At 44.4% G+C, this 1842-nt stretch carries 2 protein-coding genes; one reads left to right on the forward strand and one right to left on the reverse strand.

What is annotated here, in order from left to right:
- Positions 1–329 precede the first annotated feature (329 nt).
- Entirely contained in the window at positions 330–830 is a 501-nt protein-coding gene (locus tag OSCIL6407_RS0129270) for a hypothetical protein (RefSeq protein ID WP_019488059.1), read from the forward strand.
- 253 nt (positions 831–1083) lie between these two features.
- Here the strand turns inward: OSCIL6407_RS0129270 and OSCIL6407_RS38010 are convergent, their stop codons facing one another.
- Positions 1084–1218 (reverse strand): hypothetical protein, encoded by a 135-nt coding sequence (locus OSCIL6407_RS38010; protein WP_267879574.1) that lies wholly within the window; start codon positions 1216–1218, stop codon positions 1084–1086.
- Positions 1219–1842 lie beyond the last annotated feature (624 nt).

Consider the following 1842-nt stretch of genomic DNA (forward strand, 5'->3'; position numbering starts at 1 on the left):
TACTGAGCTTTGGACTTGGGAGTTGTTTACCGTATCCGCTTCACTGACAGAGATTTGCTCAATCAGCTCTATGCCAACTGGAAACTTGAAAACCCTATTGATGCTGAACTGCTACAACGGCAAAAATGGAACCGTGAGTTTAGAACTTTCTTGCCTGACCTGAACAACCAATGGCTCAAACTAAAACTTCTCTCAAAATTGGGGATTAATCAATTCCTTGACCCTTCAAAGGTCTGGACGGATAAATCCCCTGAAGTCAAGGAACTGGTGAGGATTTGTAAACCAAGTCAGCAGCCGCCCTACTTGGACATCCCGGCAAAAGCTCACCCATGCAATATCTCAACCGCTTACTTAAATTTATCGGGGTTAAGCTGAAGGCCTCTCAGGTTAGGGAGGGGGATAAGCGAGTTTGGCAATATCGTTTTGTAGAGGCTGGTGAGAACTCTAGCAGACCCGAAAACTGGGATGAGCTTTACCCTCTAGTCTGTCAAAAATTGGCTGAAAAAATCGCCTCTGCGAAAATGGCTGAATCACCCTCTCCTCTTGATGTGGAGGTTGTCACAGCTCCCCCCATAAATATACAAAATACAGCCGAAGCTGTGACAGAGAATCAGACTCACCCTGTAGAAAAAGTTTGGGGCGTGGCTTGTGAAGTTGCGGAGGTGGCCCGTGAAGTTGCGGAGGTGGCGTTATGGGTCGCTGAGGGGATGGTGGAGTCAGCAAAAACCTGTCTACATCACATTCTCAACCGATACGGATACTTACCCGTAGCAGAGGCGCTAGAAAGTCTGAGTGCTGAGCAGCGGTTAGCAGTTGAAAGTCTAGGTTAGACTTATCACCTCAGTTGTTAGCGATCGCTTTCCTAGCAGAGCCACAATCAACCCTCTGTGAGGCCGCCGTATGGGAGCTGGCAGAGGATAGCTCGGCGATCAAGCGCACCCAAGGCCGAAGCTCAAAACTTTTTTGGCTGAAACCTCACAGCCGTGCTGCTGCATTTGGGTTTGAACAAATCCTAAAGGATTCTGAATCAATCAGGCAGATAGCGGGTGTGGTTGTTGTCTGTCAATGAAACAAAATCAAAAACTAAAACTGATTGATATATAGCAGCCATCCTCTACGCGATCGCCTCGATCGCTGCACAGCAATCAGCAAGCGGTTGATTCCTTTTGCGGTATAAATATATCGCTGAACATTGCCTTTGCTACCTTCTGTTTCCAACGGAGGGAGTCAGATTGATGCGCCTTGAAGGTAACTTTTGTGATCACAAAAACATTGCTTGCTACCATCTTTCTCTGCTTTTCCCCCAGCTTCCTACCTTGCATAAATTTGCATAAATTTGCATTATTTTGCATAAATTTGAGTTTTAAGTTGCAAATACTGCCTCGACTTCAGCTAATAATTCAAGCTGAGCTTGCACAAGTTTACTCAAAAAAACTCACAAAAACTCAAATTTATGCAAAATAATGCAAAAAAAATCATGAAAACTCAGACCCAAAAAGTTAATTTTGAGGTTTTTTCCTGTCCCGGTACACTTAATACCAATTTAACAATTTAACAGCAAACTCTGCACTCCCAATTCAAGGAATTGTAGCAGAGGCTCAAAAGTCGTAGCATTTATAGCAAGCTGTAGTTTCACAATTGAGCAAGTCGAACTAATTTAAAAAGCTGTTAAGGTTGCCTAAAAATAGCCGCCTCGTTATTAGCTACTCAGCTATTGCATATTAATGTATCGGAAGCCCGATCCTATGGCACTGGGGGTATGGGAGGATTCAGGAAAAAAGCGTTTAGGACACTTCTGTGAAGGTTTGAGCGGGCACGGGACAGGCGAAAATAATGACTCAA

This window comes from Kamptonema formosum PCC 6407, assembly GCF_000332155.1.
GTDB lineage: Bacteria > Cyanobacteriota > Cyanobacteriia > Cyanobacteriales > Microcoleaceae > Kamptonema > Kamptonema formosum.

Excerpts from the sequence above, each read along its gene's own strand:
- OSCIL6407_RS0129270 (WP_019488059.1), top strand. The coding sequence starts at position 330 with ATGCAATATCTCAACCGCTTACTTAAATTTATCGGGGTTAAGCTGAAG.